Annotated in this window: 31 protein-coding genes; 21 read left to right on the forward strand and 10 right to left on the reverse strand. The window is 45.4% G+C overall.

Annotated elements, in window-relative coordinates; translation table 11 throughout:
• Positions 1–199 precede the first annotated feature (199 nt).
• Both BLT91_RS01310 and BLT91_RS31160 read left to right on the forward strand, forming a co-directional pair.
• Positions 200–958: an AAA family ATPase gene (locus BLT91_RS01310; RefSeq protein ID WP_090815792.1), complete on the forward strand. Its 759-nt coding sequence runs from the start codon at positions 200–202 to the stop codon at positions 956–958.
• A 15-nt stretch (positions 959–973) separates the two neighbouring features.
• The gene (locus tag BLT91_RS31160; RefSeq protein WP_175532042.1) at positions 974–1,114 is read left to right on the forward strand and encodes a hypothetical protein; all 141 of its coding nucleotides are present in this window, start codon (positions 974–976) and stop codon (positions 1,112–1,114) included.
• Positions 1,115–1,215: 101 nt separating this feature from the next.
• Here BLT91_RS31160 and BLT91_RS01315 read toward each other — a convergent pair whose 3' ends face one another.
• Entirely contained in the window at positions 1,216–1,590 is a 375-nt protein-coding gene (locus tag BLT91_RS01315; protein WP_090815795.1) for a hypothetical protein, read from the reverse strand.
• 630 nt (positions 1,591–2,220) lie between these two features.
• Between BLT91_RS01315 and BLT91_RS01320 the strand changes: the two genes are divergently transcribed.
• Positions 2,221–3,063 carry an SDR family oxidoreductase gene (locus tag BLT91_RS01320; protein WP_090815797.1) on the forward strand — a complete coding sequence of 281 codons (843 nt, stop codon included), beginning with the start codon at positions 2,221–2,223 and terminating at the stop codon, positions 3,061–3,063.
• A 41-nt stretch (positions 3,064–3,104) separates the two neighbouring features.
• Positions 3,105–3,614, forward strand: coding sequence for a hypothetical protein (locus BLT91_RS01325; RefSeq protein ID WP_090815799.1), 510 nt, complete (start codon positions 3,105–3,107; stop codon positions 3,612–3,614).
• Positions 3,615–3,864: 250 nt separating this feature from the next.
• Here BLT91_RS01325 and BLT91_RS01330 read toward each other — a convergent pair whose 3' ends face one another.
• Both BLT91_RS01330 and BLT91_RS01335 read right to left on the reverse strand, forming a co-directional pair.
• Positions 3,865–4,176 (reverse strand): hypothetical protein, encoded by a 312-nt coding sequence (locus BLT91_RS01330; protein ID WP_090815801.1) that lies wholly within the window; start codon positions 4,174–4,176, stop codon positions 3,865–3,867.
• Between the two features lie 175 nt (positions 4,177–4,351).
• Positions 4,352–5,365: a LacI family DNA-binding transcriptional regulator gene (locus BLT91_RS01335; protein WP_090815803.1), complete on the reverse strand. Its 1,014-nt coding sequence runs from the start codon at positions 5,363–5,365 to the stop codon at positions 4,352–4,354.
• A 123-nt stretch (positions 5,366–5,488) separates the two neighbouring features.
• On the opposite strand from BLT91_RS01335, the gene fucU reads away from it, so the two are divergent.
• The 6 genes from fucU (at position 5,489) to BLT91_RS31165 (ending at position 10,637) form a co-directional block, all read left to right on the forward strand.
• A complete protein-coding gene (fucU, locus tag BLT91_RS01340) occupies positions 5,489–5,914 on the forward strand; it encodes an L-fucose mutarotase (RefSeq protein WP_090815805.1) in 426 nt (141 codons plus the stop codon).
• 83 nt (positions 5,915–5,997) lie between these two features.
• A complete protein-coding gene (locus BLT91_RS01345; RefSeq protein WP_090815811.1) occupies positions 5,998–7,788 on the forward strand; it encodes an L-fucose isomerase in 1,791 nt (596 codons plus the stop codon).
• A gap of 30 nt (positions 7,789–7,818) precedes the next feature.
• Positions 7,819–9,318: a rhamnulokinase gene (locus BLT91_RS01350; RefSeq protein ID WP_254776743.1), complete on the forward strand. Its 1,500-nt coding sequence runs from the start codon at positions 7,819–7,821 to the stop codon at positions 9,316–9,318.
• Between the two features lie 7 nt (positions 9,319–9,325).
• The gene (locus tag BLT91_RS01355; RefSeq protein ID WP_090815812.1) at positions 9,326–9,985 is read left to right on the forward strand and encodes a class II aldolase/adducin family protein; all 660 of its coding nucleotides are present in this window, start codon (positions 9,326–9,328) and stop codon (positions 9,983–9,985) included.
• A 237-nt stretch (positions 9,986–10,222) separates the two neighbouring features.
• Positions 10,223–10,510, forward strand: coding sequence for a sensor histidine kinase (locus tag BLT91_RS01360; RefSeq protein WP_090815814.1), 288 nt, complete (start codon positions 10,223–10,225; stop codon positions 10,508–10,510).
• Positions 10,497–10,637: a hypothetical protein gene (locus tag BLT91_RS31165; RefSeq protein ID WP_175532043.1), complete on the forward strand. Its 141-nt coding sequence runs from the start codon at positions 10,497–10,499 to the stop codon at positions 10,635–10,637. The genes BLT91_RS01360 and BLT91_RS31165 overlap by 14 nt, the downstream gene beginning before the upstream one ends.
• Positions 10,638–11,004: 367 nt before the next feature.
• Here BLT91_RS31165 and BLT91_RS01365 read toward each other — a convergent pair whose 3' ends face one another.
• Complete coding sequence (locus BLT91_RS01365) at positions 11,005–11,199, reverse strand: hypothetical protein (protein ID WP_090815816.1); 195 nt, start codon at positions 11,197–11,199, stop codon at positions 11,005–11,007.
• Between the two features lie 407 nt (positions 11,200–11,606).
• Between BLT91_RS01365 and BLT91_RS01370 the strand changes: the two genes are divergently transcribed.
• Together BLT91_RS01370 and BLT91_RS01375 are read left to right on the forward strand one after the other, a co-directional pair.
• Positions 11,607–12,614 (forward strand): LLM class flavin-dependent oxidoreductase, encoded by a 1,008-nt coding sequence (locus BLT91_RS01370; protein ID WP_090815818.1) that lies wholly within the window; start codon positions 11,607–11,609, stop codon positions 12,612–12,614.
• A gap of 244 nt (positions 12,615–12,858) precedes the next feature.
• On the forward strand, positions 12,859–13,080 hold the full coding sequence (locus tag BLT91_RS01375) for a hypothetical protein (RefSeq protein ID WP_090815820.1): 222 nt from the start codon (positions 12,859–12,861) through the stop codon (positions 13,078–13,080).
• A gap of 111 nt (positions 13,081–13,191) precedes the next feature.
• Here the strand turns inward: BLT91_RS01375 and BLT91_RS01380 are convergent, their stop codons facing one another.
• From BLT91_RS01380 to kduI, 4 genes are read right to left on the reverse strand one after another with little or no spacing between them, the layout of a single operon-like run.
• Positions 13,192–14,022: a sugar phosphate isomerase/epimerase family protein gene (locus tag BLT91_RS01380; protein ID WP_090815822.1), complete on the reverse strand. Its 831-nt coding sequence runs from the start codon at positions 14,020–14,022 to the stop codon at positions 13,192–13,194.
• A complete protein-coding gene (gene kduD, locus BLT91_RS01385; protein WP_090815824.1) occupies positions 14,023–14,775 on the reverse strand; it encodes a 2-dehydro-3-deoxy-D-gluconate 5-dehydrogenase KduD in 753 nt (250 codons plus the stop codon).
• 18 nt (positions 14,776–14,793) lie between these two features.
• Positions 14,794–15,549: a DeoR/GlpR family DNA-binding transcription regulator gene (locus BLT91_RS01390; protein WP_090815825.1), complete on the reverse strand. Its 756-nt coding sequence runs from the start codon at positions 15,547–15,549 to the stop codon at positions 14,794–14,796.
• A 33-nt stretch (positions 15,550–15,582) separates the two neighbouring features.
• Positions 15,583–16,416: a 5-dehydro-4-deoxy-D-glucuronate isomerase gene (gene kduI, locus BLT91_RS01395; protein WP_090815826.1), complete on the reverse strand. Its 834-nt coding sequence runs from the start codon at positions 16,414–16,416 to the stop codon at positions 15,583–15,585.
• Between the two features lie 174 nt (positions 16,417–16,590).
• Between kduI and BLT91_RS31170 the strand changes: the two genes are divergently transcribed.
• Positions 16,591–16,755: a hypothetical protein gene (locus BLT91_RS31170; protein WP_175532044.1), complete on the forward strand. Its 165-nt coding sequence runs from the start codon at positions 16,591–16,593 to the stop codon at positions 16,753–16,755.
• A 147-nt stretch (positions 16,756–16,902) separates the two neighbouring features.
• Here the strand turns inward: BLT91_RS31170 and BLT91_RS01400 are convergent, their stop codons facing one another.
• The gene (locus BLT91_RS01400) at positions 16,903–17,784 is read right to left on the reverse strand and encodes a helix-turn-helix domain-containing protein (protein ID WP_090815828.1); all 882 of its coding nucleotides are present in this window, start codon (positions 17,782–17,784) and stop codon (positions 16,903–16,905) included.
• Between the two features lie 138 nt (positions 17,785–17,922).
• Between BLT91_RS01400 and BLT91_RS01405 the strand changes: the two genes are divergently transcribed.
• The 5 genes from BLT91_RS01405 (at position 17,923) to BLT91_RS01425 (ending at position 22,647) form a co-directional block, all read left to right on the forward strand.
• On the forward strand, positions 17,923–18,759 hold the full coding sequence (locus BLT91_RS01405; protein ID WP_090815830.1) for a phytanoyl-CoA dioxygenase family protein: 837 nt from the start codon (positions 17,923–17,925) through the stop codon (positions 18,757–18,759).
• Between the two features lie 108 nt (positions 18,760–18,867).
• Positions 18,868–19,680: an AraC family transcriptional regulator gene (locus BLT91_RS01410; RefSeq protein ID WP_254776744.1), complete on the forward strand. Its 813-nt coding sequence runs from the start codon at positions 18,868–18,870 to the stop codon at positions 19,678–19,680.
• Complete coding sequence (locus tag BLT91_RS01415) at positions 19,680–20,591, forward strand: AraC family transcriptional regulator (protein WP_090815834.1); 912 nt, start codon at positions 19,680–19,682, stop codon at positions 20,589–20,591. Before BLT91_RS01410 ends, BLT91_RS01415 begins: the two co-directional genes overlap by 1 nt.
• A 107-nt stretch (positions 20,592–20,698) precedes the next feature.
• Positions 20,699–22,204 carry an alpha-glucosidase/alpha-galactosidase gene (locus BLT91_RS01420; RefSeq protein ID WP_090815836.1) on the forward strand — a complete coding sequence of 502 codons (1,506 nt, stop codon included), beginning with the start codon at positions 20,699–20,701 and terminating at the stop codon, positions 22,202–22,204.
• A gap of 125 nt (positions 22,205–22,329) precedes the next feature.
• Positions 22,330–22,647, forward strand: a complete 318-nt coding sequence (locus tag BLT91_RS01425; RefSeq protein WP_090815851.1) for a cupin domain-containing protein — start codon at positions 22,330–22,332, stop codon at positions 22,645–22,647.
• Between the two features lie 113 nt (positions 22,648–22,760).
• Here the strand turns inward: BLT91_RS01425 and BLT91_RS33765 are convergent, their stop codons facing one another.
• Complete coding sequence (locus BLT91_RS33765; RefSeq protein WP_090815853.1) at positions 22,761–23,000, reverse strand: TRAP transporter small permease subunit; 240 nt, start codon at positions 22,998–23,000, stop codon at positions 22,761–22,763.
• 660 nt (positions 23,001–23,660) lie between these two features.
• On the opposite strand from BLT91_RS33765, the gene BLT91_RS01435 reads away from it, so the two are divergent.
• From BLT91_RS01435 to BLT91_RS01445, 3 genes are read left to right on the forward strand one after another with little or no spacing between them, the layout of a single operon-like run.
• Entirely contained in the window at positions 23,661–24,143 is a 483-nt protein-coding gene (locus BLT91_RS01435) for an aminotransferase class I/II-fold pyridoxal phosphate-dependent enzyme (protein WP_254776745.1), read from the forward strand.
• Between the two features lie 24 nt (positions 24,144–24,167).
• The gene (locus BLT91_RS01440) at positions 24,168–24,383 is read left to right on the forward strand and encodes a helix-hairpin-helix domain-containing protein (RefSeq protein WP_090815855.1); all 216 of its coding nucleotides are present in this window, start codon (positions 24,168–24,170) and stop codon (positions 24,381–24,383) included.
• A gap of 30 nt (positions 24,384–24,413) precedes the next feature.
• The gene (locus BLT91_RS01445; protein ID WP_090815857.1) at positions 24,414–25,139 is read left to right on the forward strand and encodes an SDR family NAD(P)-dependent oxidoreductase; all 726 of its coding nucleotides are present in this window, start codon (positions 24,414–24,416) and stop codon (positions 25,137–25,139) included.
• The last annotated feature ends 7 nt before the right edge of the window (positions 25,140–25,146 follow it).

Raw genomic sequence — 25,146 nt, forward strand, 5'->3', positions numbered from 1 at the left:
GTGGAGACCGAGAAAGCTTATTGATGTCTCCGGCGGCTCCAAAGCAAACGGTGGCGCGGCCATCCAGTGGACGGAAACCGGTGGCTAAAACCAGTAACGGCGAAATTGCTTAGACTCTTTGAAATATGGAAATCTTTGTGTAAGACTGATAAACTTGAAGAGTTCACATAAATAATGAGTAGGGGACAGGAGGTCACAAGTGCCATTCTTAAAACGAGTTGCTTTAGATTGGTCCCAGTTGTCACAAGCGGATAAAGAACAATTTCCATATAACATACCAACAATTCAATCTTTCGATGAATATAAATTTGAATCAAACGTTACATTTTTTATAGGTAATAATGGCTCAGGTAAGTCAACGTTTCTCGAGGCAATTGGTGTATCCTGCGGATTTAGTCTTGTGGGTGGTAAGGATTTAACGATTACGAAAGAAAAAGATGACCTGTCTTTATCGAATATCATGCAGTTGTCTTGGTTACCTAAGATTAATAACGGATTCTTTTTTCGGGCGGAGACATTTGATACGTTTGCGGGATATATCGATGAATTAGCGAAAGAACCCTATGTCGGGCATTCCGCTTATGCACCCTATGGGGGTAAATCATTGAATCAGCAGTCGCATGGACAAGCCTTTTTGACTTTTTTCCAAAACAGATTAGATAGGAAGGGCTTGTATCTATTAGACGAGCCGGAGTCGGCTTTATCTCCGCAAAACCAATTGGCGTTCCTGAGAATTATTTGGGAATTAGAACAGTCCAATCAAGCGCAATTTATTATTGCAACGCATTCTCCAATCCTAATGGCTTACCCAAACGCGCGGATTCTGCAATTTTCGGAATCAACGATCGATCCAATCGCTTATGAAGAGACGGATCATTTTAATTTGACGAGGGATTTTTTGAATCATAGAGAGCGGTATTTTCAGACTCTGTTTGAGGAAGATGAGCGTGATATCTAAGCTTACTTTAGACTGATGATGCAATATCAATATCCGTTAAGTCATACGTACTTGCGAAAGTGTTTGGGTGCTGACCTTGCTAGCAAGCAGCGTCATGCCTACATTTCCATCGTTACCGCTATCGCTAACCGAAGAAACGGAAAAGATACGCCTTAGACTTCGTTGCAAAATGAGTCATTATAAAACCATTTTCGTACAAAAAAGATATAAATGAACTAAAAATAAAAAGAGGCCTTGAAGGCCCCTACATCCATCCATTACACATGAGCTAATTGTTTAAGCTCAAGCTTTACCGTCGTTAAATACGTGAGTTCCGGTGCTGCGAAAAAGTCAGCCAATCGCCGTAGTCTCATATAGATCGTACGTAAAATAACAGAATCCATTTCAGTTATCATACTTCGGTTTGCAACAAAATCTTGTAGGCTCACCTTGATGAGATAATCGCTATCTTTTAGATCGGTTACGGTTTGTTTAGTTGGATGGTCATTGTAATTGACTACGTATTTCGTTTGTTGGAGTGCATTTTGAAACAACTCAACGCAAGTTCTCGTTATTTGTACTTGCTTCTTTACCCCCAAAGAATCGGTTACAGTAAGCAATTGATTTTTGGCATCTAGTGAATTCTTTTTCAAATAAACAATTTCGTGAGCGTCAATACCCTCTGACAGTAAGCGAATAATGATGGCATCTTGTGGATTGATACATCCGTTCTCAATTAAATGAATTTTTTCTAGTGTAATAATACGAAATCAGCATCCTTTCAAATGTAAAAAATTGGATTTCTGTAAACTTTCAATCTGCTTTCAGTAATAAGCAACTATATATCCTATGAGAACCGCGGATCGTTTATGACTATACCCGTTAAAAAAACAATTTTAATAAGGAAGAAGGGGATGCTTGATTTATGCAGAAGATGGTTGATAAGGAACAACTGCTGCGAATGATTCCTGTATAGGTGGCGGGAATATGTACAGCACGAATGTGAAGTGATCTTTTAATGACGGAGAAGCTCACAAAAATGGGCTTCTTTTATATTGCGACCTGCTGGGGCGACATTCGTACCGGCTTTTTTGAACATTCGGTTGAATGAAACCGCTGTCGAATCTGGACTTACCAGATTTAGGTTAAAACACACCTGAATTGGGCATTTACTAGGAAGGAATAGCCCGAGTACAACTCAGCGATCCTCTTTTATGTATCGACATACTGCGATTTGTGTGGGATTATGAGAGAAAGTGAGTTGGACAATAGGGGGAGCCATAATGAGTTTTACACGGCCGACAGCTTTAGTAACCGGCGCATCGAGCGGATTTGGCTTATTAACGTCGATAGCTCTAGCTCAAAAAGGGTATCAAGTTATAGCGTCAATGCGTGACCTAAGCAAAAGCGAGCGTTTACTCAAGCAAGCCGAACAAGCAGGCGTCATAACTGCCATCGAAACGATGGCCCTAGATGTAACGATCCAGGAATCGATTGAGCAAGCTGTTTCTGATATCATGAACATGTATGGCAGAATCGACGTTCTCATTAACAATGCCGGCTTTGCTGTTGGTGGGTATGTGGAGGATGTGCCGATGGAAGCGTGGAGATCGCAGCTGGAGACGAATGTATTCGGTGTTATAGCGACAACGAGGGCTGTCCTCCCTCACATGCGCGCCCGTAAATCCGGCTGTATTATCAATGTGAGCAGTGTGAGCGGGTTATCCGCATTTCCAGGCTATGCGCCCTATAGCACTTCAAAGTTTGCTATTGAGGGCTTCAGCGAATCGCTTCGCTTGGAGATGATGCCCTTCGGTGTACGTATCGTACTTGTGGAGCCGGGTGCCTATCAGACGGAGATCTGGCGTAAAGGTTTTGAGGCGATCCATACTACAGAATCTTCTCCCTATTGGAGTGGGCTCAGCAAAATGCTCGACTACTCGAAGAGAGCCTCCGCGACAGCACCTGACCCACAGGAAGTGGCACACAAAATTGCACAGATTGTGGACAGCCCGCGACCAAAACTTCGTTACCCGCTTGGGCGCGGTGTGAAGATGGGGCTTCGGGCGAGGAGTCTTTTACCATGGAAATGGTATGAAGGCTTGTTGAATCGATTATTGAAATGAAGTGAAAGTAAAAAGTAAGTATAAACCAAGGAGTGAAATGAATGTCTCGCAAGTGGGAAAGAATGGTAAGCAAAAATGCTAAAAAAATAAATAAGGATCGGTCTAAGCAGGGGATTCCTCCCATTTCATCGGATCCAGATCGAGCGGAAGTATTTAAGGGGCGGAGCATCATACTAGCTTCATTTTTTGTTCTGATTTCCATTTTACTATTGGTTACTTTAACCAAAACAAGCGGGGACACGATGTATTGGTATACGACTTGCAGCTACTTGGTGGTAGGTTTTTTCATTTATTTTATTCGTCGTCCTTATTTGAAGGTTAGTAAGACGAGCCTTTCGAAGAGAGGATTAGCCAGAGAGCTGGTATTAAACGCGGATAATATTAAGGAAATCGTCTATACTCCCGGCCAAGTGGTCATTGACTTGAATGGCAAGTCACCACGCTGGGTTTATACCAAAACGATGAATCGTTTCGATGTAGCTGCCATGGCTGGTAGATTGAAAAAGTTTGCGGAGCAGAACAAAGTTACTTTTGTAGATAAAACGGTATAAGTGTGGGTAGCACCTTTTGCTTGCTTCCTAGAGGTGATGCGGCTCAACTATACGAATAAGAGTCCCTATCAACTTCTTTTCCCTCGACAAGTAGCGAATACAGTGAGATAAGAGTCCGTAGGGACTCTTATTTGCTATAAATTGAGTTTGGAAGCGGCCCAGCAAGCCAAATAAGAGTCATTATCAGCTTCTATTTTCGCTAAAAGCAGCAAAAAGGGTGAATAAGAGTCCTCACCAGCCTTTATAACCGCTAATCATATTTATCATCATCAATTCTAAGTACATTGTCGATAATCAGCTCAGCTTCAGTCTCGAAATTTAAATGTAGCGGTGCAGGTAAGAGGTCCAGGATCTCCTGCGTCATATCCAAGTCAAGCAACTCATCGATGGTTTGAGGTCGTGGGTCTAATCCATAAACCCATTCACGGACCGCGTCGATGAATAAATAAAAGGAGGATTGGAATTGATCAGCGATAGCTTCCTGCTCATCATTTTGCGATGCTGCCATGGCGTTCCAGTTTCTTAGTGTGGTCATTAAAGCTTGCTCTACATTTGGGTTCATTTTATTCTCCTAAGAGGGTCAAAGGTGTTTACTTGTTTCCTAGTATATTAGTCTTACACTGTGGGCGTTAAGATTCTGGTGGCGGAGGTGTGGAAGGCCATTTCATTCGACTAAGCATGTAACGTCCGCTATTCCCATGTCATTGCAATGGAATACCGTTGGGCATCGATAATTTCTATCGTCGCTTCAAGGCCTGTGTGGACGTTCGAATCAGCAATTCTGAAGGTAGGATCATCTTCCGATTCTCATGTATAACTTCACCTTCAATGCGCTCAATCAGCAGCTGCATACCAAGCGAGCCGAATTGATATGCCGGCTGCGAAGCCACGGTCAAGAACGGGTTAATCGCACCTGCCATGCCGAAATCGTCGAAGCAAACAATCGATAGATCACCTGGAACCTGCAAGCCGCGCTGTCTCAAGGATTGAATGACACCGACAGCCAACATGTTGTTGGCCGCGAAGATGGCTGTAGGCGGATCTTCATGATGAAGCAGTGCGTCTAGAGCTGACTCATCTTGAAAGTCACGATAATTTAAATGTACGACTAACGAGTCCTCCACCGATAATCCATTAAGCAAATGTGCCTCGCGATACCCTGTATAACGCAAGCGAGCCGTAGATACATCCTGTGAACCGTTAATCATGGCGATGCGGCGATGCCCGAGACCAATTAAGTGGTCAACAAGCTTTCTCGCACCTTCCTTACTGTCCCCGAGTACCATATCTGCCTCAATGCCAGGAATTTCACGGTCTAATACGACAAAGGGAATCTGATGCTTCTGCAGCTGCTCAAGATTCTCGAGAGAATGATCCCCGGTTGGCGCAAATAACACACCATCCACACGAGCCGATAGAATCATATCGACGTAACCTTTCTCTTTCGCATAATCCTCGTCGCTATTTGCAAAAAGCAGCCGATATCCAGAACGCATTGCTGCATCCTCTGCGCCGCGGGCAAGCGTTGTATAGAACGGATTCGTAATATCCGTAATAAGCAGGGAAAGAATATTCGTCTTTTGAAGTACCAGACTTCGAGCCATTGAGTTCGGAATATAATGGAGATCTTCCATTACTTTTCGCACTCGTTTACGCGTTGCTTCACTGATACGGCCTGTGTTATTGATAACCCTTGAAACAGTCATAGCCGAGACACCGGCTTTTTCAGCGATATCATAAATTGTAATCACGTTAAGTCACCTTTTCATCTCATCCTATTCGTCTATTGTATAGAAATTAAGGATTGACAGCAAGGCTTAAAGTTGATAATTTTGAGTTATCGATAACACTCATTTTTTGAGGAGGAATTGAATATGCTAAAAGGAATACCTTCCATTTTGTCACCGGAGCTTTTGAAGGTGCTAATGGAGATGGGACATGGCGATGAAATTGTTCTAGCTGATGGAAATTTTCCTGCTGCAAGTCATACGAATCGTCTTCTGCGAAGCGATGGACATGGTGTACCGGAATTGTTGAAAGCGGTTTTATCGTTATTCCCGCTTGATTCTTACAGCAAACAGCCTATAGCTTTAATGGCTGTTGTCCCAGGCGATACGGTGAAGACACCGATATGGGATACATACAAAGATATCGTTTGTAAACACACGCCACCTGAAATTGAGTATGTAGAACGATTTGCGTTTTATGAACGAGCGAAGAAAGCCTATGCCATCGTGGCAACGAGTGAAAAAGCTTTATACGCCAATATTATCTTGAAAAAAGGTGTAATAAGTCCGTGATTTAGATTACCGATAACTCTACAAAAAACGAAGTTTTTCAGCACAATTTGCATGAATCCATAAACTGAGGAGGATGAAGAAAAATGACAAACAGTGATTACAGATGGAAGCAAGAGTTCCCGAAGATCGGTATCAGACCAACGATTGACGGTAGAAGGAAAGGTGTTCGTGAATCGCTTGAAGATCAAACGATGAATATGGCCAAAGCTGTTGCAGCTATGCTTAGCGAAACATTGAGATATCCGAACGGCAAGCCTGTAGATTGCGTCATTGCTGACACTTGCATCGGAGGGGTTGCTGAGGCTGCGGCGGCAGCAGATAAATTCACAAAAACCGGCGTAGGCTTATCTATCACTGTTACCCCTTGCTGGTGCTACGGGACGGAAACGATGGATATGGACCCATCCACACCGAAGGCGATTTGGGGCTTTAACGGTACGGAGCGTCCAGGCGCGGTATACTTGGCCGCTGTCTTATCCGGTCATGCACAGAAGGGTATTCCCGCCTTCGGTATTTATGGCAAAGACGTACAGGATGCAGGTACAACCGATATTCCGCAGGACGTTCAGGAGAAGCTGATTCGTTTCGCTAAGGCGGGACTTGCTGCTGCATATATGAAAGGTAAATCGTACCTGGCCATTGGCTCAGTCTCCATGGGGATTGCCGGTTCAATCGTGAATGAGGAGCTGTTCCAGAATTACCTAGGCATGCGCAACGAATATGTCGATATGTCCGAATTAGTTCGTCGAATTGATGAAGAGATTTTCGATCCGGAAGAGTACCAATTGGCGCTGGACTGGGTAAAAGAAAATTGTACAGAAGGACCGGATAAAAATCCTTCTGAAATTCAAACGACGCGTGAAAAGAAAGATAAAGATTGGGAAACTGTTGTGAAAATGTCCTTGATTGTAAGGGACTTAATGATAGGAAATCCGCGTCTGGCCGATCTTGGGTTTGGCGAAGAAGCGCTAGGACATCATTCAATTCTTTCCGGGTTCCAAGGACAGCGTCATTGGACGGATCACTTCCCGAACGGAGACTTCATGGAAGCCATCCTGAATACTTCCTTCGACTGGAACGGCAAGCGCGCACCTTATTTGGTCGCAACAGAGAACGATAGCCTGAACGGCGTAGCGATGTTATTTGGTAATCTGCTTACGAATACGGCGCAAATTTTTGCCGATGTAAGAACGTACTGGAGTCCTGATGCCGTGAAACGCGTAACCGGGCACATCTTGAGCGGCGCAGCTAAAGACGGCATTCTTCACTTAATCAACTCCGGTCCGGCAGCACTGGACGGCACGGGCGAACAAACCCTTAACGGAAAACCGGCAATGAAACCTTATTGGGAAATCACGGATGAAGAAGTGAGCAAATGTTTGAAGGCTACCTCCTGGCGTCCTGCTTCCGTTGAATATTTCCGCGGTGGCGGCTATTCCACCGATTTCCTTACGAAGGGCGGAATGCCGGTCACGATGTCACGCATCAACTTGGTGAAGGGCTTAGGCCCCGTGCTTCAATTGGCAGAAGGCTACTCCGTTGATCTGCCTGACAATGTTCATCAACAACTAGATGATCGCACAGATTCGACTTGGCCGACGACTTGGTTTGCTCCTATTTTGACAGGTGAAGGCTCATTTACGGATGTTTATTCGGTTATGGATAATTGGGGATCTAATCATGGATCGATCAGCTATGGTCACATCGGTGCTGATTTAATCACTTTGGCAGCCATTCTAAGAATTCCTGTTTCCATGCATAACGTTGCGAAAGAGCACATTTTCCGTCCTCGCGTTTGGAGTAATTTCGGAACTTCGGATCCAGAAGGCGCTGATTTCAGAGCTTGCAACAGCTTCGGCCCCTTATATAAATAATTAGGAATTGCACGAATTGAGGTGACATCTGTGGGCACTAACCAGTTGAATACGCTAGCTGTCGATTTTGGGGCTAGCAGTGGCAGAACAATTCTGGGATGTTGGAATGGTTCCAAACTTACAATAGAGGAAATTCATCGCTTCTCGAATGACCCTGTTGAGCTGGGCGGCAGACTGTACTGGGATTTCCTGCGACTTTTCCATGAGTTGAAAAAAGGGATCCATGCCTTTAAGCAGCATGCTTCGGGCAGCCAGGCATCCATTGCTGTAGATACGTGGGGGGTGGATTACGGCTTCGTTGACGGCAAAGGTAAGCTACTTGGCAACCCGTACCATTATAGGGAAGCACGCAATGCAAGAGCGATGGACGAATTGTTACAGCACACTTCGGAGCGAGAATTATACAGCCGTTCGGGTATACAGCCCTTATCTTTTAATACGATTTTTCAGCTTTATGCTGAGAGCAAAGAACAAGGTTTAACACTTGCTGATGATGTTCGCCTTTTACTCATGCCAGACTTATTTCGGTTCTATTTATCAGGGATTCGTTCCACCGAGTACACGATTGCCAGTACAACAGGGCTGCTTGATCCAAGGGCGAGAGACTGGGACAGGAACCTTTTACAGCAGCTTGGTATGCCCTCCAGTCTGTTTACAGATCTTGTGATGCCAGGAACTATACAAGGGACTCTGCGCAAAGAAATCGCGGAGGAATTGCAGGTCGGAGCCATGCCAATCGTGACTGCGGCTTCACATGACACGGCTTCAGCTGTCGTTTCTATTCCTTCTCTTGAAGGAGATTATACGTTCATCTCCTGTGGCACTTGGTCATTAATGGGCGTTGAAATCGATCAACCAATCATAACGGAAGACAGTCGACGCTTTGGATTCACGAATGAGGGCGGCGTTGAACAGAAGATTCGTATGCTGAAGAACATCATGGGGCTTTGGCTTCTTCAAGAGTGCAAACGGCAATGGGAGCTTGAAGGGGATTCAATAAGCTTTGCTCACATGCAAGAGATGGCGAAGCTGGAGCCAGGGCTGCAAAGCTATGTGGATGCGCAGGACCCTGTCTTTCTTGCACCGGGAAATATGCCGGAAAGAATTCGCCTTTATTGTGCACAAACATCTCAATCCGTGCCACAAACGAAAGCGGAGCTTATCCGCTGCGTAGTGGATAGTCTTGCTATGAAATTCAAACAAACGCTGGATGAAATCGAGCAGCTGCTCTCCAGAAAACTTTCAACTATTCATATGGTAGGCGGAGGGATTCAGAATCAGCTGATTTGCCAGTTGACGGCGAACGCCACGGGACGCCCGGTTATCGCGGGACCTGTGGAGGCAACGGCGATCGGCAATATTATGATGCAGATCAAAGCGCATGGCGAAGTCCAATCGCTGGAGGAAATCCGCCAAGTCGTCAGAGACTCCTTTCCGCCTGAGCGGTATGAGTCTCAGGATGAGGCTCATTGGCAGCAAGCCTACCAAGCCTATTTGCAAGTCATAGCAAAGAAATCAGTAAGGAGCTGAAGGCGTTATGTCTGAGCAACAAGCAAGAGAAGAATTGACCAAATATGCCCGTAAAAGTGTGGCCAAAGGCCTCGTCGTTGGGCCTGGAGGAAATATTAGCGCAAGATGGGAAGATACGATGTACCTTTCCCCGAGCGGTTTTGCATTAGAAGATATAGAGCCGGAGCAATGGGTGCCGGTAGATATTCCAACGGGCAACATTCTGGATACAACCTTCCGTCCTTCATCTGAAGTGCTTATGCATTTATTCTGCTATCGCGTTAATCCAATTATGAAAGCCATCGTACATACGCATCCGGCCTACTGTATTGCATTAACACTCGTTGATGACGAGCTTCCGATGTTGTTTCCGGACCAAGCGGCTCTAGTCGGTGACGTTGCTTTTGTTCCGTATGTCGTTCCGACAACGGATAAACTAGCCAACCTCGTAGCGGAGAAGGCCGACCGTTATAGCTCAATTCTGCTAAAAAATCATGGTCTTGTCACGACGGGTAAAAATTTACGGGAAGCCTACTACCGAACGGAAGTTATGGAAGAAAGCGCGAAGATCTACCTCATTGCGAAGTCTGTTGGTCAACCAAAAAGGCTGACTGAGGAAGAGTACAAAGAGATTCAAGGCTTGGAAAGCGAAGCTTACCGCGTGAATTTATTACAGCAAATGAAATAATGGACTTCTTAGATACTCCCGTTCTCATCGAAATGATGGGGGCGGTTTTTTATTATTTTACCGAACAAAGGACACGATTATCGTAATAACACACATGTTAATGCCAATTGTTGTACACGAGGTGGCCGCATGGCTAATATTTTAGTTGTAGATGAAGAGCCGATGATCTATTGAGTTGATTGAAAATATATTCATGGAAGATCCCTCTATTCCGATCACGCGGAGGCTTACGTTCGATTGCAGCTTTTACGCTATGAATGTGCGTTTAAGGTGCATTGGAATGACGAAGAGGGAACGAAACGTTTCCTAATGCCTAAGGTCGTTCTACTGCCGATTATTGAGAATGCGATTCTGTATGGCATTAAGAACATGAGCCATGATGGGGAATTATGGATTTCAGTAAAGCGTGCTGATGATAAAATCATCAGCAATGTGGAAAAAAATGGATATCAGCAGGCTGATAAAGAGATGCTTAACGCGATCCTGCACGGTAAGGAGAATAATCGAGGCTTTGGCATTATTTAATGTTCAGAAGCGGATCCAGCTGCGTTTTGGCGAAAGTTATGGTTTACATTACAGTCTCAGAGAAGATCAAGGTGTTCAAGCTTGGATCGAGCTCCCAGCTATACTTGACGAGACCGAATTGAAATAGCCCAATTATCAAGGCCGCTGCCATTTCTTGAGGTGAGCTAACGGCGTATGCCGGATACTGCATATCTTGAGCGGTCAACTGAAGATTAGCCTATTCTAGACTGTATTAGAGGAGCGACAATCCGCTAATATGTAAATTATAGGCTAATAATTACATTAGCGGAACATGAATAAGTTAATCGACGAATGAGGACGAGCCGAGGCGGTTATTGCGAAATAGAGGATCAACATTCCTCCTTTACTCGATTTGGGTGTTTTCCGCCCAAATAGCGGATTCATGTTCCTTCTATAGTCTCCCATGTCACACAGCAAAGAACCTAGCGGTGATCTGATCCGCTAGGTTCTTTGCTGTGTGACGTAGTGAACTATTAATTTTGCGGCATACCGGACTCCGCGTCAGCTCTCGGTTTGTTATCTGTGATTTCCACATAATTATCAACCGTATCTAGGACTTGGCTAAGCTGCCATCGGCTAAAAATAATACGATCTGAATAAATAGCATTATATGTACTTTCTTGTTTACTAATTTTAAACCCTCGGTAATTCTCATAAATGGTTCTCATTATGATCTCTCCCTCGCTTTGATGTATATCTTAAATTATCATCATTCGAGCATTTTTGGTAGAGGTGTAAATTGATAGAAATTGTCTAATCCTGACTTTTTGAATTTAAATATGATTAATTGCTATGAAAATAGGATTCTATCACCGCAATTGTTCAAAAAATTAGCGATTTCAGAGAGCGTATTGGCGTTTTGCTCCAAGAGCAGCTTTGCTCCATTCATTTTCAGATTCTGAATATAGTTGCATCGGCTTAACGCCTTAAGTTATACCAAACTGTTTTGAATGGATTCTTTCTAATAACCAGCAAGTTTTCTTGCGAAACTCTAAGGAGGAACAGATATGAAAATCGAGCGGATTTTTGTTATTCTGTGCTTATTTATGTTACAGTTATAAAGAGGTGATGAAAGATGTTAAAATTGGGGATTTTGGACCAATCACAAATAGGAGAAGGGCGTACAGCTGCTCAAACGCTGGTTGAAACGACCGAACTGGCGCAAGAAGCGGATAAACTTGGGTATACGCGTTATTGGGTGTCGGAACATCATGCTTCACAGGCGCTTGCTCACTCAAGCCCAGAGGTACTTATCGCTCATTTAGCTGCAAAAACGAATCGGATTCGCTTAGGGTCAGGCGGCATCATGATGCCGCATTACAGCGCATATAAAGTAGCAGAAAACTTCCGTTTATTGGAGGCGCTGCATCCGGGACGGATTGACGTAGGCCTTGGTCGCGCGCCCGGTGGCATGCCGATCTCAACGCGCGCCCTGCAAGAAGGGAAATATACGAGTGTAGATCAATATCCGCAGCAGGTAGCAGACCTGACAGGATATTTATACGATTCGCTGCCGGCCAACCATCGCTTCGCTGAGCTGCACGCGTCTCCAATCATTCCGACAGCACCGGAAATTTGGTTGCTCGGTTCTTCCTACGACAGTGCCAGTATTGCTGCTAAACAAGGCGCTGCCTTTGGTTTTGCACAATTTTTTGGCAATGCCGATTGTGAACAAGCGCTGCAGATTTATCGAGAGGAATTCAAACCGTCTATTTTGAATGAAGAGCCACACTCCCTCGCTGCGGTCTTAGTCGTTTGTGCGGATACGGAAGAAGAGGCGAATCGATTGGCGACAAGTACGGATTTATTCTTCCTCTCGCTTGGCCGCGGCGCGCTGCTGCCCTCATTCCCATCCGTGGAAACGGCAATTAGCTATCCGTATACGGAAGCTGATTTAGCCCTTATCCGGGGTCGCCAACACAAGCGTATTGTTGGCACACCACAGCAGGTAAAAGCAGAGATTCTGAAGCTGAACGAGGCTTATAAAGCGGATGAGATTATGGTTGTGTCTCCAATTCATGATGTGCGCGCACGGATCCAGTCCTATAGGCTATTAGCCAAGGAGTTCGGGCTGCAGGGATAAATTTTCTGTCTAACGTAAGACGACAGGAATTACTTTCAATCATATAAATATGAAGCAGCGTACGATTAACGGTGGCTGCTTTTTTTACTATAGGTATGGAGTGTCTTGTTGGAACGATGAAAAATAGTTACATAAACTCTACTTTTCAGTTCGACAGCTAGCTAGTGATTATTGTTTATTTAAAGCATGAATTTGCGTTTTTTTCCTCGTGCCTTTACACTTAAAACAAAAATGGAGTGGTGAAATGAGTAAAGGCAGAGTTTGGAACAAGGGTAAGCGCAACGGTGGTGGCGGACCAGCGGCCGGAACAGGTTATAAGGAAAAGCTAGAGGCCTCTATGCAAGCAAAGGGTAAAACCGTCGAAATTATTGATCAAAAAAATCCGATTAATCAGGTTCAACGAATGAATCGTGAGAATTGGGTTGAGAGGCCCGTTCGAGTTAACCGCGAACAACCTAAAAAATAATCCAAAAGCCTATTCAGTCTCTTTATGAGTGCTGGATAGGCTTTTTATTAATTAAGCGGGTTAGTTTATGGACGCGATTCTCAGATAACGGAGAGAACGGGCTTCTGATTTTTAACCCAAAAGGCTTCTTACGTATTGAACGGTTTCGTCAATCGTATCATCCGCAAGCTGTTCTAAAGAAATGTCGATCCCCGGTTTAACCCGATGCAGCTTCTCCAAAAACAATTTCGTTTGGAAAATGCCTTTGCCTGATCGCACCGCTTCCAGCTTGTCGTTCTGAACGACAACATCCTTAAGATGGGCAAGAACGATGCGATCACCGAAAGCAGCAAATGCTTGATCCAGGAAGGCTTCTTGTGACACAACAGCTGTGGGAGGCAGCAGATTCACTGGATCAAATACAACACCCAGATTGCTGGATGGAATCTCTTCCAAAATCCGAACCATTTTCTCACTAGTAGATAATGTATGAGTGAAAACGGGTTCGAGTCCAATGAAAACACCCCAGCGTTCCGCTTCTTCTGCTAATTCCTCAACCGTTTGTTTGAGTATCGCCCAACCAATAGTTTCATATCGCTCAGAATCCTGCGCCAGGTAAGTCGTTAAGTCAGCTGTCTCCGTTGCCACGATGGAAGTGCCGAAGTCTCGGGCGAAGCGCAGATGCTCTTTAAACCGATTGATTTCATGACGCCGTTGCTGCGGATTAGGATGGATCGGGTTGATATAGCAGCCAAGCACGCCAATTCGGATGCCAGTACGATGAAATTGCTCGCCAATGTGGTTGGCCAGAGCTGGACTCAGCCTACCGAGACTCGTGTCAATATCACTAATCGCTTTGCTGAGAGCCAGTTGAACGAACTCAATGCCTCGCGCGCTGAGCTTCTCTGTTAATTGCTTCAATGGAAGATGTCCAACGGCATGGGCTAACGTACCAATCCCCATCTATCTAGCCATCCATCCGCCGTCCACGCACAATACGTGTCCGTTCATATAATCCGACGCATTCGATGACAAGAACACAACAGGACCTTTCAAATCATCTGGTGAGCCCCAACGGCCTGCCGGAATACGATCTGTAATGGATTGTGTGCGTTTCTCATCTTTCAGAATTGGAGCTGTGTTATTGGTAGTCATGTAACCAGGAGCGATTGCGTTGATCTGGATACCTTTACCAGCCCATTCGTTTGCTAATGCTTTTGTAACACCAGCGATAGCATGCTTACTTGCTGTGTAGCCAGGAACATTAATGCCTCCTTGGTAGGTTAGCATGGAAGCGATGTTCACGATTTTGCCGCTTCCGCGCTCAATCATGTGACGGCCAATTAGCTGGCACAAGAAGAAAGCAGAGTTCAAGTTCAGGTCGATCACATCGTGCCAATCTTGACGTGCATGGTCAACAGCGGGTGTACGACGGATGATTCCGGCATTATTCACGAGAATATCGATGCTGCCGTAGATGCCGATGGCTTTGTTCACAACATCCTCAAGAATGTCTTCGTTGCTAAGATCAGCTGCGATTAGCTCGGCTTTGCCGTCCAACGCTCGGATTGCTTCGACCGTTTGTACGCTTTCAGAAGAGGAAACAGCAATAATGTTAGCGCCTGCTTCAGCAAGGCCGATAGCCATTGCTTGACCAAGACCACCGGAAGCGCCGGTTACGAAGGCCGTTTTTCCTGCTAAATTAAATAGTGTCATGATGGATACTCCTTTTCACTATTGAGTTACGATCTGGATGCCAGCATCACGGAACTGCTGGGCGGTATCAGTGGGTAGGGCACTGTCCGTTAGGATCATGGCAACCTCGGACAATGCAGCAAACGTTCGCAGGGCGCACTGGCCAAATTTGTAATGATCGGCAACGGCATAGACCGTAGCGCTGGATCCGATCAATGCACGTTTATAATCGGCATGATCACTCGTGTAGATGGTAAAGCCGTGCTGCAAATGAACGCCAGTAGCAGAGATAAACGATTTCTGAATGTTAAGCTTGTTAACATACTCCACTGCTTCAGGACCTGAGAGCATATTGCGCAGACGGTAGCCACCAGGAACAACCAGCCGGATTTCTTCCTTATGCACGAGCTCGGAGATAATGTATAAATCGTTCGTTACAACAGTAAGCGGCTGATTATCCAGCCGCCTAGCAATTTCAAGTGTCGTGCTGCCGCCATCAAGGGCAATAATATCCCGTGGCTGAATGTGTCGCAGAGCAATCGTCGCAATCTCCGATTTCTGATCGGCATGCTTAATGATCGGCTCCTTCGCTGAAAGAATACCAAGCTGATCACTCTGAGCGAGCATCGCACCGCCATGAATGCGGACGAGCAGCCCTTTCTCCTCGAGCTTGGCTAAATCTTCGCGAATCGTTTTGCCCGTAACGTCCAGTCGTTCGCTAAGTTCGTTAACGGTTACTTCTTTCTGCGCCAGGAGTATTTCCATAATGGTTTCATATCTGCGTAAAGGGTTCATCGGTTGTCATCCGTTTCTACATAGGGTTACCGATTATTTTAAATCTTTCATGGCAACGGCGTCCATATCTTCGAAAATTTGATTTTCGCCAGCCATGCCCCAGATAAAGGTATAATTGTTCGTGCCAACACCACTATGAATGGACCAGCTTGGAGAAATAATAGCTTGCTCATTACGCATTACGACGTGACGAGTTTGTTGAGGTTCACCCATCATGTGGAAAACAACGCTGTCTTCAGGCATGTCAAAGTAGAAGTAAACCTCGGAACGACGATTGTGTGTATGGGAAGGCATTGTGTTCCACATGTTACCCGGCTTCAGAAGTGTCATACCCATAACAAGTTGACAGCTTTTCACGCCGCCTGTGTGAATGTATTTGTAGATTGTGCGCTCATTGGATGTATTGATGCTGCCTAAGTGAGTAGGCGTAGCTTCGCTGATGGCGACTTTCACAGTTGGATAGGTTTGGTGAGCAGGTGTTGAGTTGAAATAGAACTTAGCAGGCTCAGAACCGTTGTCGCTTGCAAACATAATTTCTTTAGCTCCTAAACCGATATAAAGGCCGTCCTTAGGATCCATGGTAAATACGGTACCATCCACCGTGATCGTACCTCTTGCACCAACGTTAATAATTCCGATTTCGCGGCGCTCTAAGAAAAAATCAGCGGCCATTTCTTTTTTGTCAGCTTGCAGTTGAAGCGTGCCTGTGACTGGAAGAACACCGCCAATGATAAAACGGTCAACGTGGGAGTAAACCAATTTTATTTCGTTTGGTGAAAACAAAGAGTTAATTTGAAACTCGGCTTGTAGGCGTTCAGTGTCAAATTGCTTAACTTCATTCGGGTGTGATGCGTAGCGGATATCCATTGTATAATCTCTCCTTGTAATTGTTTATTTGTGTTGATATGAGTTCATATAGGTTTAATTTACTCCAATAATGGGGTTTAGGCAAGGTTTTTTGGAATGATGTTTCAAAAGTTTCTGAAAAGGTGAATAAAGGATGCGGAATAAGGAAACAACAACCCTACAGGAGGTTAGCTTATGGATAAAAGTCATTATTTCGATCACGTGAGTAACGATACAATTCCAACTCAACCTAATGAAGAAGACACAACGCCGACCGATATGCTGAGTGAGGCCGTCGAGGAAATCATGGATAATGTAAAAAAGGCGTTCTCGACTAGCGATCCAGATGAACGGGATTAGGAAATGGAAAAGCTTCTCTTATGAATGACGAAAGAGGACCATGGAGTCTACATTTGTAGACTCCATGGTCCTTTTTCAGTGCCCTTATTTTTATTTGGGATGTTTTTGATGCAGACTTATGCTCTGCTGTTGCATCTGGAATACCCGTTAGAGCGCATCATTCCGGCCAGTTTGATACATCCTCCATTGGATAGGGGTCATGCCTGTAATGCGTTTAAACACGGTGGCGAAATGTTGACTTGACGCGTAGCCCAATTCATTGGCAATCTCTGTGACAGTATCCGTGCCTTCAACTAGGAGTCCGCAAGCTTTCTTTATTCGCACTCGTTCAATATATACCATTGGGGGAAGTCCAGTGTATTCCTGGAAGGTGCGAAAGAAGTGGGATGGGCTGATCCGAACAAAGCCAGCCAACTCTTCAATAGTGGGGCGCCATTGAGGCTCATCGTCAATTCGCCTTCTCAGTGTATCAAATTGATGCAATAGATCATTGGCTAGCAAAACAATTTGTTGACTAGGTTGAAGAATACGGAGCAGCAATCCGAGCAAAGCATGGCGGATAGAGGCGGATCGTAAGGGACTGTTGGAATTTAAAGCATTCCTCAGCTGTCGGAAGACGTCAATAGCCTGCAGGCCAATGTGGGTAACTCTGGGCAATGCCTCTAATGCGCGTTTGAAGCACTCACTCTCGTCTGGCGGCAAGCGCAGCCAGTCTTCCGAATGCGGCGGTGCGACGATGAACCACCAGAACCGGCTAGGTTCAATCACGTTGAAGCCCCCGCGATGAACCTCGCCGGGGATGGTGTGAAACACATCGCCTGCTTTTGTCTCATAGACGTGTCCGTCCAACTCCCAGCTAGCTTTGCCTCGTTCAACCAATACGAATTCGTAGCCGGCATGCTTATGATAGGAAAGGGGCAGTGCAGATCTAATCTCATCGAAGCCGAAAAGGAGCAGCTCCGGAACTCCTGGTATGCGACCTTCCGTATTGATGTCGTAAGTCCAGCGTGGACTTTGTTTTTCAGGCACGGGGAGGACCTCCTGCTAAGTTCAGTCGACTGTTCTTGTTTGTCTTATATGTTTTTCATACTACTAAGTAGCTCTATGAACGTCAATATACTTGGGATTAAGTATGATGAATGCAAGACGATGAAGGAGGGATTTACGATGACTTTGCAAGCAGAGAGAGCTTACAAAATTACTGCTCAGGATAAGGATACATTCAATCAGGACGGCTACTGGATATCCCCGAAGCTGCTGGACGACGATCAAATCGAACGGTTGCGACGAGCGCATGAACGGGTGTGGACTGGCGATTACGACGGCGATGGGCTTCCGATGAACCATTACCGTCCGAACCCCAACCCCGATTCGCTGCGTAAGCTGGATAACGGATGGTGGATCAATGACGAGATCCGAAATATCGTCACGGATCCGTTTATCGGAGAGCTTGCGGCTGATCTGCTGGCAACCGATGAAATCCGGCTGTGGCACGATCAGGTTATTTATAAGCCAGGTGTCGGCGACAAGGAAACTCCATCAGGCAACGTTGGCTGGCATCAGGATTATGGGTACTGGCAATGCTCCAGCAATTCAAAAATGGTAACTGTATGGATTGCGCTGCAGGACACAGATCTGACTAATGGCGGGATGATGACCATTCTAGGCTCTCACAAGTGGGGACTGATACCTGATAGCAACACTTTCTTCAATCCGAACATGGAGGAGCTTCGGAACAAATATGCGGCAGGTCACGAATGGGTCGAGGAGCCCTGCATTCTGAAGGCAGGACAGGCAAGCTTTCATCACGGCCTTACGTTCCACGGGTCCGGTGCGAATAAGACGAATGAGCCGCGTATGGCTGTTGTTGCACATTTGATGCCGGGCGGCACGAGCTACCGCGCAGGCGTGCAGCGTCATGACAATATCCGTCTGTTAGGACCACGCCCTTTTCAAGGTCAACCTTTTGCAAATGAATATTTTCCGGTTTTGTTTAAACGATAATTAAGGCGCAAAAATGCAAAATCCCTTCTTTATGAGGGGATTTTCTTTTTACCGATCGGCGGTTACAATTGCCTTAATGATGACGCAGCTTTTCTGGAGATGAAGCACATGACGAATCAGTTGGAACCAATTAGCTTCAACCATATCGATACCGCTACGGTCGGTACGATTGTATATCCACCGGGTGGCAGGTATGGTCCTCGCATACAACAAGATATTCAACTTGTTTTATTACATACTGGTTCAATGGAAGTGGCCATTGATGGAGTTGTCTTCAGACTGGAGCCCGGCAATGTGGCTCTTCTGAAGCCTGGGCATATCGAGCATTTTGCATTCGCGGATAATCAGGACAGTTGGCATCGGTGGGTGGCTGTACGCGTTCAACCACTATCAGTGGATGATGTGAAAGCTTTGGAACAACTTCCGTTTAGCATTCCAATTTCTGAACATTTGAACCGGATAACAGACCTCATGCTAACCATCCGTTCCGAGCATGCCGATACAGGTACCGTGATGCGTAGTCTGGGCCATACAGCGATTCAATTGTTTATATCCGAGTTATCCAAAGCGCAGCTTCAGAAAGATATTCATCCTTCTGTTTTACGAGCTAAATCTTACATTCATCAAGCGTTTAAGGAAGAAATCGGTTTGACGATGATTGCCGCGAAAACGGGAGTTTCTGATGAGCATTTGGTTCGGCTATTCCGTAAGTACGAGCACACGACGCCGATCAAATACGTGTGGCATTACCGTGTTTTGCGGGCTATTGAATTACTCACCCATACAGGGTTATCGATATCGGAAATAGCACAGCGCAGTGGATTCAAAACGAGCTACCATTTCGCGCGAATGGTGAAACAGCAAACGGGAAAAACCCCATCAGAAATAAGGGCTTCCTCTTGGGGGAAAGGAGATTCGTAATGCAGAATAGAGGTACCCTTTTCCCGGCATTATTGACCGAGCAACATAGCCATCCTCAAGTGGTAGCCTACTATTTTAAACAATGGCAAGGCTTCTATATGTCCTTTCATCGCCATGATGCAATAGAAATAATGTATACCATAAAAGGATTCTGTGAGGTTGAAATTCAGACCCAGCCAGCACATACCGAAACGGTTAGTCTCAAAAAGGGTGAATTCATCATCATTAACGCTAACGTATCCCATCGTTTGATCGTAGACGAGGCTAACCCATGTAGAATGCTAAATGTCGAGTTTCGATTCATGGAGCAAAAAGGCGTGTACCCGTCTATTCAACAACTGGCAACCGAAGACAAGCTGTTGTCATCCCTGTTGGAGGTCGAATCTACCTATTTGGTACTTCGGGATCCCGATGAGGTATACCATATCATGAAAAGCTTGGTGCTTGAGCTGGATAAAGCAGCGGCCAAAAGTGAAACGATGGTTCTATTGCTCTTCGCTCAGCTGCTTATTCGGATTGCGAGGCTTTGGCGGGAATCAGTAAGCAGCCGATTGGCGCAAAGTGAGTGGTATGTGAAGCAAAGTATGGATTATTTGCATCAAAACTATGACCGCGATATCCAAGTGAAGGACATTGCGGGAGCCGTCAATTTACATCCGGGCTATTTACAACGGATTTTTAAAACATTAACGGGCCAAACACTGATGTCTTATTTGACTGTCATTCGGATGGAAAAAGCCAAAATGCTGCTGCTTGAAACGAATGTGCCGATTTCAGAGATATGCGATTATATCGGGGTCGGAAGCCGTCAGTATTTCCATATGCTTTTCAAAGACTATACGGACATAACTCCAACCGAATTTCGCAAATCGATGAATACTCAAAAGTGGGATTATCCAGAAAAAAGTTAGGATTTTTGACAAATCACTTCCGATGAAGTTAGGAATTTGATAACGTTTTCTCATTCGCGCTTGATACAATGTGAATTGTAGATTAAACGACAGAGAGGACGATAGAAATGTCATTTAAGGTAGCTTTTATTGGAGCGGGGAGTATTGGATTTACACGCGGACTATTACGGGATTTGTTAGCTGTTCCTGAATTTCATAATGTTCAAGTGGCTTTTACAGACATTAATCAACATAACTTAGATATGGTAACCGAGCTATGCCAACGGGATATTCGTGAAAATGGCTTAGCGATAGAGATTCAAGCGACTACAGACCGTCGTGAAGCATTGAAAGATGCGAAGTATATCTTGTGCACGATCCGTGTGGGAGGTCTGGAGGCTTTTGCGACCGATGTGGATATTCCGCTGAAATATGGCGTGGACCAATGTGTGGGCGACACGCTGTGTGCCGGAGGTATAATGTATGGTCAGCGAGGCATTTCGGAAATGCTGCGCATTTGCCAAGATATCCGAGAAGTGGCTTCGCCTGATGTGCTGCTGTTAAATTATGCGAATCCGATGGCCATGATGACTTGGGCTTGCAACAAGTACGGCGGTGTGCGGACGATTGGTTTATGTCACGGTGTGCAGCATGGACATAAACAAATTGCAGAAGTTTTCGGCTTAAAGAAAAAAGAAGTGGATATTATTTGTGCGGGCATCAATCACCAAACATGGTACGTACAAATTCGTCACAACGGCAAGGATTTAACAGGCGGCTTGCTTGAAGCCTTCGAGAATAATCCGGAGTTCACGCGTACGGAAAAAGTGCGAATCGACATGCTGCGCCGTTTTGGCTACTATAGCACAGAATCCAATGGACATTTGAGCGAGTATGTGCCTTGGTACCGGAAGCGCGCTAGCGAAATCCATGATTGGATTGACATGGGCAGCTGGATTAATGGCGAAACAGGCGGCTATTTGCGTGTATGCACGGAGGGGCGAAACTGGTTCGAGACGGATTTTCCGAATTGGATGAAGGATAAGGCATTCGTTTACGCATCAGAGAAACGCAGTGAAGAGCACGGTTCCTATATTATCGAGGGACTTGAAACAGGACGCGTGTATCGCGGACATTTCAATTTGGTCAATAACGGTGTTATCTCGAACCTGCCGAATGATGCGATCATTGAAGCGCCGGGTTATGTAGATGGCAACGGCATCTCGATGCCGCATGTTGGAGACCTGCCGCTTGGACCGGCAGCTGTGTGTAATGTCAGTATTTCCGTGCAGCGGCTAGCCGTAGAAGCAGCTGTTCATGGCGATGATAAGCTGCTTCGTCAAGCGTTTATGATGGATCCGCTTGTGGGAGCAGTGTGCAATCCCAAAGAAATATGGCAAATGGTCGATGAAATGCTGGTCGCACAGGAGGCATGGCTGCCTCAGTATGGTACGGCTATTGCCGAAGCGAAACAGCGCCTTGCAGCTGGAAACCTCGTTCCGACGCGCAACTACGAGGGCGCAGCTCGCTTGAAGATGAAAACAGTGGAAGAAATGCAGCACGATCGTGAGGCAGCGAACAAAAATGCGGGTGAAGCCGACAAAGGGAAAGATCGTGCATCGGTAAACTCGTAATGTTCGTTTAGAAGCAAGTATGTTCAATTAGGTGCTTGTCAGATATAATTAAAAAGTAAGTGAAGGGCCGCTTGCGGTCCTTTTATTTTTTTCTGGGATCGTTCTATTACGAAAGGGGAAGTCAGATGTCTAATATTGGCGTATGGGAAGCAGCAGAGCCAGGCGTTAAACGCTGCATTCTAAAAGCTGAAGTTGGTTTAATGATGATGGAGGTTCATTTCGAGCCTGGTGCCATCGGTTATCAGCATTTTCATATTCATGAACAAATGTCCTATTGTTTAAAAGGGAAAATTGAGTTTACCATAGATGGTGTAGTGACAGTAATCGAGCAAGGCCAGACGGTTTACATACCTAGCGGAGCAAAGCATGGTGTTACGGCATTAGAAGAATCCGCTTTGTTAGATGTCTTTACACCGATTCGTGAAGATCTTGTAAAACGTTAACCAGTTGCTCTAGCAACTGGTTTTTCTTTCCAAAGCTATATTGTATGCGTTTTCAAATCGACGGAGTGGAGGCTAGAGATGGGGAGAAGAAGTCGGAGAGCGTGGATATGGTTTTACCGAAGCTTGTGGGTGAAGGGGTCAATGCCAAGGTACAGCTTCTCACGGAAGCCAATCGCAATTCCCATGAAAGAGAACCTGATGAGGAGCAGCATTGTCACTTCCTCCGACCAGAAGAAAACGAAGTCAAACAGTTTGCGTGTCATAACCTGTACGGTGACGATGATGATCATGCTAAGTGCTTTCATTAGTTGCGACTTTAGTATAGCGCTCCTTTCTACTCGCAGGTACGCCATAGCTTTTAGTTTTTTTTGTAGTTTTTTAGATTGTCAGTTTAAAATACAGGATTGAGCAGGTGTCTTGAGACAGCCTGCTCATTTTATTGAAGGGCACTTTACTTTAATATGTGCGAAATATTTGCTCAAGATGAAGAACTAGGTGTTCAAGATAGTCCTGGATAAGCCGCTCTAACGTGACCATCTTTTCGTCGCCAATCTTTTCATATGAATTGCATCCCCATATAAATAGCTACCCCCCATATCATGCAGGCAGAAACCTTGTTTAATTTGGCGATGAAATGCCCATTGGAATCTCGCTTACCCACTAGGAGTCCCGCAAACGCCAAACCAAAAAACCAGAGCTAGGAAACTAGTGTAACGCTTTAATTCTCTTTTTAAGTATAGAAATGGACTATGAAGAACCTAAGGGAAATCTATATTTGCGGAAACAGATAGCTGAGTACTTGCTATTAGCCGATATAAAGAAGGCTATAACGCTTCGCTGCTCTATACCATTTCTTCTTTTCATAACCCTACTAGCACGCTGATGACTGAGGAGAGACGTCAAGAACTGATGAAGATTTGTGCCGATGAAGGTCTCCCGATCATTGAGGATAATGTCTATAGGGAACGTTAAAGGCTAGGGATCCCAATACATTGGTTCTCTATTTGAGGAGCTTGTCGAAGACCTTAAGTCCAGGGCTAAGGATTGGTTGGGTGGTCGCCCCAGAACCCGTTATTGAACGATTAGCAGATATCAAAATGCAGAACGATTATGGCTCGAGCTCAGTATCACAGTGGGCGGCAGCCGAATGGCTCGGCAGAGGTTTGTACAAAGAGCATCTAGTCTATGTTAGAGAACAACTGAAAATTAGACGGAACCTAACTGTTCAGTTGTTGATGACCTATTTTAAGGAGATTGCCATATGGTCAGTGCCAACAGGCGGTTTCTATATTTGGCTTCGCCTCACCGTGGATGTACCGATGCATTTGCTGTTTGAGCGAGCTTTAAAAGAAGGTATTTTGTTAAATCCTGGTTCGATTTATAATCGAAATGCAGGAAGCTATTTGCGTATCTCCTACGCTTATGCCAAGCTGCATGAACTAGAATGGGGTATTGTGCATTTGGCTGACACGATTAAAGAGTTGTTTGGTAATTAAATTTGCAATGAAGGGGAATTCGATATGTCAAAGAACAACAAAATTGAACCCGAATCTAACCTTCCGACCGGGCTAGCCAGTCCGGCACGTCGTGCACTCGCCAGTGCTGGATACTTGCGGCTTGAGCAGTTCAGTAAGCTGACTGAAGCTGAAGTCTTAAAGTTGCATGGTATGGGACCAAAGGCGATGGAGCAGATCCGTAGAGCCTTGGCCGCCAAGGGCCAATCATTCCTAAAGTAAAATTATCGATGAATGGTGGAGACAGTACAAATGACGAAGAATAAGACGGCTTGTGTAACCGGAACGGATAGGGGAATTGGTCTAGCGATTACCAAGGCTCTACTACGTGAGGGGTATACCGTTTATGCGGGGGGCATTATGGAAAACAACGAAGAGATGATCCTGCTTGCGGAACAGTTCCCTAGACAGCTACACGCATTCAAATTGAATGTGGGGATGGACGAGAGTGTGAAGGAAGCAGCTATTTTCATCAAGAGTATGACCAATAAGCTGGATCTCCTGATCAACAACGCGGCGATCCTCGGCGATACGGAGAAAACGGTGGAAGACGAGATCGATTTTGACGAGATTCAGCGAGTGTACAACGTGTCTGCCCTCGGCGCAATCCGGATGTCGAACGCACTGATTGAGCCAATTATGAATGGCGGAAAGCTGATTGTCAGTATTTCTTCGGAGGCCGGCAGCATCGGGAATAGCCATAGAGAAGCTTGGTTCGGGTATTGTATGGCCAAAGCGGCTCTTAATATGGGTTCCACGATTATCCATAACAAGATCCGTAAGGAAGGCGGACGTGTCATCCTTCTTCACCCCGGTTGGGTCAAATCATATATGAGCGGCACGTGGAACTCAGCCGGGACGTATACGTCAGAAGAGGCCGCAGAGAACATTTTGAAACGGATTGAGGAATTCAAGTACAAGGTCCACGAAAAGCCGATTTACATCGAAGCGGACACGGGTAAAGAGTTGCCTTGGTAAATGAAAA

Source organism: Paenibacillus sp. yr247, assembly GCF_900103825.1.
In the GTDB taxonomy this organism is placed as follows: Bacteria; Bacillota; Bacilli; order Paenibacillales; family NBRC-103111; genus Paenibacillus_E.